At 51.0% G+C, this 5,976-nt stretch carries 5 protein-coding genes; 3 read left to right on the plus strand and 2 right to left on the minus strand.

From position 1 onward, the window contains the following. The 3 genes from IQ235_RS16540 to IQ235_RS16550 all read left to right on the plus strand — a co-directional run. A partial coding sequence (locus IQ235_RS16540; protein ID WP_502652921.1) for an NAD-dependent epimerase/dehydratase family protein occupies positions 1–569 on the plus strand: 569 nt, incomplete at its 5' end. A gap of 116 nt (positions 570–685) precedes the next feature. Beyond that, positions 686–1,579, plus strand: coding sequence for a tetratricopeptide repeat protein (locus IQ235_RS16545; protein WP_264322532.1), 894 nt, complete (start codon positions 686–688; stop codon positions 1,577–1,579). A 339-nt stretch (positions 1,580–1,918) separates the two neighbouring features. After that, positions 1,919–3,331 (plus strand): O-antigen ligase family protein, encoded by a 1,413-nt coding sequence (locus IQ235_RS16550; RefSeq protein WP_264322533.1) that lies wholly within the window; start codon positions 1,919–1,921, stop codon positions 3,329–3,331. A gap of 66 nt (positions 3,332–3,397) precedes the next feature. Here IQ235_RS16550 and IQ235_RS16555 read toward each other — a convergent pair whose 3' ends face one another. Next, on the minus strand, positions 3,398–4,771 hold the full coding sequence (locus IQ235_RS16555) for a hypothetical protein (protein WP_264322534.1): 1,374 nt from the start codon (positions 4,769–4,771) through the stop codon (positions 3,398–3,400). Between the two features lie 236 nt (positions 4,772–5,007). Next, on the minus strand, positions 5,008–5,964 hold the full coding sequence (locus IQ235_RS16560; protein ID WP_264322535.1) for a 3'(2'),5'-bisphosphate nucleotidase: 957 nt from the start codon (positions 5,962–5,964) through the stop codon (positions 5,008–5,010). Between the last annotated feature and the right edge of the window lie 12 nt (positions 5,965–5,976).

The raw sequence follows: 5,976 nt of genomic DNA on the forward strand, positions 1-5,976 counted from the left end.
AAGCCGCGCGTTTGGGAACTGACTACATTCGCTCTAAATACGATGCCCTCAAACAACTGCCACGCCTCAAAATTTATCCCCGCATCACGACCCTATTCCCCACCTTGGTTCTCGGCGGCGACGAGACCAAACCCACATCACATCTCTCTTCGGGAATTCCGGAAGTGGTGAAATGGATCGATCTAATTCGCTTCTTCAAAGCCGATGGTAGTTTTCACTTCATTCACGGCCGGGATATTGCTGAAGTGGTGCGCTATCTGGTGGAAAATCCTCCAGGGGAATCTCGGGAGTGGGTGCTGGGAAATCAGCCTTATACGGTCGATCGCGCCATTGCTGAAGTCTGTGCTTATTTACGCAAATCGACCTATTTCCGCATTCCCCTATTCCCTCAACTCATCAATTTCTTCATCGTTCTGTTCAAAGTCCAGATGGCCTCCTGGGATCGCTTTTGCCTGGACTATCGGCATTTTACCTATCCAGAACCGGTGAATCCCAAAACGCTGGGGTTGTTGCCGTACTGCGAAACGATGACGGATGCCCTTAGAGTCAGTGGTGTTCCTCGGGGGTGAAGAGGGAGTTCGGAAGCGCCCGAGCGTGGAACTGAAGAGGGAGAGATAGGGAAAACAATCTTGTCGTGTATTATTTCAGCTACCTTGAAAAAGGTCGTCAGGACATCTCTATGTGAATGTTGACTGAAATCGCTACTGCTTACGTCAAAATAGGGAAAGTTGAGAAAGCTTTGGCAGTTGCTCGAACAATTAGTGATGAGAAGGCGAAAACCGAAGCGTTAGAGTCGGTCGCTGTAACTTTAGCTGAAGCTGGAGACATTCAGCAAGCTTTGACCCTCGCCAATAGCATCTCCGATAACTGGGAAAAAGCCAGGGGGCTAGAGTCGATAGCAATCGCTTTAGCCGAAGCGGGAGATATCCAACAAGCTTTGCAAGTCGCTCGCACCATCATCCATGACAAATCAAAAGCCAGGACATTGGGGTCGATCGCGATAGCTTTAGCTGAGGCTCGAAGCCTGCAACAAGCCTTGCAAATAACAGAGACGATCGCCGACAACTGGGAAAAATCCAGTGCGTTGTGGCATATTTCCGAAACTTTGGCCGAAGCCGGAAACCTCGAACAAGCCTTACAAGCGACGGAGACGATTTCCGATGAGGATGCCAAAGCGTGGGCTTTACAGTCAATTGCCGAAACTTTGACCGCAGCCCGAAGCCTGCAACAAGCTTTACAAGTGGTCGATCTTATGATCGACGACTGGGAAAAATCCAGTGCGTTGCAGTCAATTACTTTAACCTTGGCGAGAATGGGAAATTTTCAACAAGCTTTGGAATTGACCCAGACAGTGACCGATGAGAAGAAAAAAGTGCAGACCCTACAGTCAATTGCTATCATCTCAGCTAGAACGGGAGATATCCAACAGGCTTTACAACTTACCCAAACAATTTCTAATGACGAGGTGAAAGCTTCAGCGTTAAAGTCGATCGCCCTCTGTTTAAACAAAGCCGGAGAAATCGATCGCGCTGTCGAACTCCTCGATTTAGCTCTAGAAATCGTCAGTGTCGAACCCTAGAGAGATGGGGATAAAACTTTCAGCAGTCGTTTTTTTAGATTCCCAATCTCTCGATTTGGATACCAGTTGCTCGACAATACGATCGAGCTGGGGTTGCATCGCTTTTATTGTATAGCTGTGGCCATGAGTATTAGCATAACCCGATCTCACACCTGCATCTCTCCCCGATGCTCCCTAACACCATTCGTTAGGAGTATGGCGGTTGCTATCGTACAGTTACCCCCCAACGATCTCGATCCCCAGGCGATCGCCAACAATCTCCCCCCTCTTAAGACCGAGAGAGTGTCAAAATAGATCTATTCGCCCGCTTATATTAGCCCAGAGGCGATCGCCCCTGACTTGTCTTCGGTTCAGTGGCTCATTGCACCGGCTTTTCCAGCTTCCATGCCCCAATTGCTCTCATCTGATTCTCCATCCAACTCTGACAAACCCTGGATATATCTCCAAATCGGACTCCTCCTGTTACCCCTGAGTCCATTTTTGGGAGGGTTGGGGGTCGTTATTGCCACGGTTTGGACTTGGAAACAGCGTTTTAAGAGTATCGTTTGCTCTCGTCTCAATCAAGGATTTGCACTGTTCTTGGGGTTACTCGTCCTGTCCGCAAGTACGGCACTCGATCCCGAGTCGGCATTTTTGGGCTTATTTAATTTTTGGCCGTTTATCTTCATTTTTGCCGCCGCTAGCTTGCTGCTGGGAACCCCCGATCGATTGCGGCGGATGTCTTGGATTCTGGCGATCGCCTCTGCACCCGTTGCTCTGATTGGTATCGGGCAGATGTTCTCCGGATGGACCGGACCGATCGACTTGGGGATGGTGGTCAATTGGCCCCTCGAATCCGAAGGTACGCCAACCGGACGGATGGCCTCGGTATTCGACTATGCCAACGTTCTGGCCAACTACAGTGCGATCGTCTTTCTCTTAGTACTGGGGTTGTGGATCGAAACCTTTCGGGCGCTGCGAGGGTTAACCCTCGCCCAGAAGGAAATGCGCTATGCCAGAGGGATACGGTGGCGCTGGCGGTTTCTCAACGGCTTGCTCGTCTCCCACGCAATCGCGATCGTCCTGACGTCTTCCCGCAATGCTTGGGGGGTGACGGTGTTGGGCTGTCTGGTATACGGGTTGTATTTAGGTTTGCGCCCGCTAGTGCTGGGCATTACTGCTTACGGGGGGGTGGTTTTGGGCGCATCGTTTGCGCCGCCTCCCCTACAATCTTGGTTCCAGGCGATCGTCCCGGATAATCTCTGGATGCGATTGAGCGATCGTCTTTACCCCGACCGGCCCGATGCGTTGTTGCGGGTGACGCAGTGGGAATTTGCAGGAAATCTTACCTTAGAACGGCCCTGGACGGGTTGGGGTCTGCGAAGTTTTACTGCCCTCTACGAAGCCCAAAAGGAATTGTGGTTGGGACATCCCCACAGCTTGGCATTGATGATGACGGCGGAAACGGGAATTCCCGCCACGCTGCTGTTATTTGGGCTGGCCGGTTGGATTATGTTTCGCGGTGTTCGACTCTTGGCGCGGTGGCATTCGCTTTCGGTACCCGCTGAAGCGGGAGAGGAAGGTTTAGAAATTTCAACCCCGCCGCCATCCGATCGCCTCATCTTTTTGAGTTATCTCGTCGCATTTGGGGCAATGGCACTCTTTCATCTGGTTGATGTCACCTTATTCGACTCCCGAATTAATTTGCTTGGGTGGTTGTTACTCGCTGCAATTTGGAGTGTGGTGCGAGAGGGGGAGAGGAATTTTAAATGAATTAACGTCAGTGCGGGCTAAGCACTCATCACCAGGATCTAGAGACTTGAAACAACCAATAAAGACCTATTTCTTAAAAAACTGCCACGTCAGGACTCCAATTGCCAGACCGATGGGTAAACTCAGACTCAATCCCAAGAAAGATCCTCCACCCCCAAAGGTCGATAGTAGTGCCGTCGCGATTAATACTGCATTGCTTGCGGCCATACCTATACCCACCGCCACGATCGCGGGGACAATTTTTTCGGGTTTCTCCCGAGCCAGATCCGATTGCTGTTCTAGCAAGTATCGTAGGGTGGCGATCGTATTTTCGATCGGAGTCAATCCCAGTTTGAATCGGGAATGTTCGGCGGTTAATTTGAGTTGATAGCTTTCAACCGCAGTGCTAGCAAATTTATGGAGAAACTCAAGCTGGCTTTCTGAATCTAATCGAGCAATCTTTTCCAGACGCTTGGTATAGTTAATTAAATTCAGCTCGATGAGTTTGGCTTGGTATTCAAATAAGCTGAGGGCTTGAGAATATCGAGAAAAAATTTCCAGTAGCTCGATAAATATCTGTTCCACCTCTTGCTTATCGAGCTTTTTGGCTTTGTAACTCGATAAGACTTGACGCTCGAGACTTTTAATTTCCCGAGCATCTGCAGTGAGTTGCTTTTCGATGGCGCGACTGTCAAAATAAGCGCGGATGATTTTATGCCGATAGCAAAAAAGGTGAGTTAAGTCGGGATAAAGCTGATTCATCTTGGATTGAATCGCTTCAATGGGCTGGCGGGGTGGAAACAAGAAAATCAGCTGATGCAAGTTTTCGAGATCCAAGTTCTGCCAGTCCGTGGGTGGATGCCACAACTCATATACGTTCGCCCCAAAAAATCGCCCCTGCCCGATATTATTCGCCATCCACTTTCGACCGGGTGACAGTTGCGCGTAGCACTCTTTGGTGACGTAAATCGATTGGGGATGGTTGCCTGGAAGCTGTCCCCACAGCAACCAAGTTTGACCGATGGTTCCGTATTTTTGAGGTTGGAGTTCTCGGGCCCCCGGATGGTGGTTAATTTGGGTAACGATCTCTTTTTGAAGGGCGGGTAAGCGATCGAGAGAGGTCATCCCCAAATCTAATCCCGTTTCATCTCCCCCAGGGGAGGTCATTCGCAGGGCGTAGGTATCGCCAATTTGTACGATCTGGGACTGCGTTGAATCCGTTGTATCTTCCCAGAGGAAAACTTCACTCGCCTCGGGCTTTTCTTTGGCGGCAAATTTTTCTAATCGGGCAATGTCGTTCTCGTCGAGTCGAGCGTCGTCTTTATCCAGTGTGGGATCGATCTTGCGCCAAAACCGATGGCGATTGTGCCGAATCGCGTCTTCGGTGCGATCGAGGTCTTCTCGCCAATCGTAGAGAAATAATGCGAGGGTCGGATAACCAATTTGACTGGACTCGTTCATGGTACGGGTGATTCGACGCTGGGGTTCAGTATAGATCGGATGGTGAGATGCCCCGGCTAGTGGTTGCAGAAGATTGCATTCGAGTCGAACGAATCCTGCGGTTGGGAAAGGGAGGAAGCGATCGAGTGAGATCGGGCACGCAGCCTAGATAGAACTTTCCCTTTCCCCATTAGGGCCTATATTACTTTAGCTTGGAAAAATCCGAACCTCGTGTGCCCTAACGCTTACCTTAGAATCTAGGCTAAAGCCTCTAAAACTTTCTCGTGGATCGTTCCGTTACTGACCACGACACCCTGATTGTTGGCGAACTTCGCCCCAATGGAAAAGTCGAGGGGTTTGCCGTGCATATCCGTAATCCGTCCGCCGGCTTCTTCAACAACGATGGTTCCAGCGGCGTGATCCCAGATTTTTTCGCGGTAGTTGGGAGACTTGGGAGAAGGCAAGCGCAAGTAGAGAACCGCTTGACCCGATGCTACCGCACCGTACTTGGCTTGGGAGTCCATCCGTAGAGAGTCGGCGGTAATCCCGACGGCTTTTGCCACGGCACTTTGGCGAGATTGGTCGCCATGTCCCGATTCCACGCTTTCTACAAAGCGAAGATTCGCCGCATCCCCAATATCGGCCACTCGGATGGGTTGGAGATCTCCACCGGCTAAAGGAGCCATAAATGCCCCTTCTCCACGCACGGCGACATATAATATCCCACATTCGCCGTTTTCGAGCGGCATGGCGGGACAAGCCAGAACGCCTACTTTCACTTGACCCGATTCCACCAAGGCTAAGGCGACGGCGTATTGGTCTTGGCGCAAAAATCCTTTCGTGCCATCAATGGGATCGAGAGTCCAGTAACGGGGGGCGACTTCGCCGTTACCCCGATCGATCCAGCTTTTCACCGCCTCGGGTGTAGCTTCGGGAACGAGTTCTTTGACGTAGTCCGTGACCTTGGCAAGCTGGGGTGCCATTTCCGAAGTAGACAGGTCTGCGGCATCTTCCTCGGCCACGATCGGATCGTCTCCAAACATATCGCCGATGGCTTTACATATCAAGGCTTGAGAGCCATAGTCGGCAACGGTGACCGGGCTTTTGTCGGTCTTTTCCATCGCTGCCGGAATCGCCTGGCGAACCTGCTGGCAAAGTTTAGCCGCAGCGATCGCCGCATCGATCGCGACTTGTTTCTCTTTTTCGTAGGACATAGGGTATTGGAT

This window comes from Zarconia navalis LEGE 11467, assembly GCF_015207075.1.
GTDB lineage: Bacteria > Cyanobacteriota > Cyanobacteriia > Cyanobacteriales > Geitlerinemataceae > Zarconia > Zarconia navalis.

What these genes read in the sequence shown, in the direction of transcription:
- IQ235_RS16545 (WP_264322532.1), top strand. Translation starts at nt 686, where the DNA reads ATGTTGACTGAAATCGCTACTGCTTACGTCAAAATAGGGAAAGTTGAG.
- IQ235_RS16555 (WP_264322534.1), bottom strand. Translation starts at nt 4,771, where the DNA reads ATGAACGAGTCCAGTCAAATTGGTTATCCGACCCTCGCATTATTTCTC.
- IQ235_RS16560 (WP_264322535.1), bottom strand. Translation starts at nt 5,964, where the DNA reads ATGTCCTACGAAAAAGAGAAACAAGTCGCGATCGATGCGGCGATCGCT.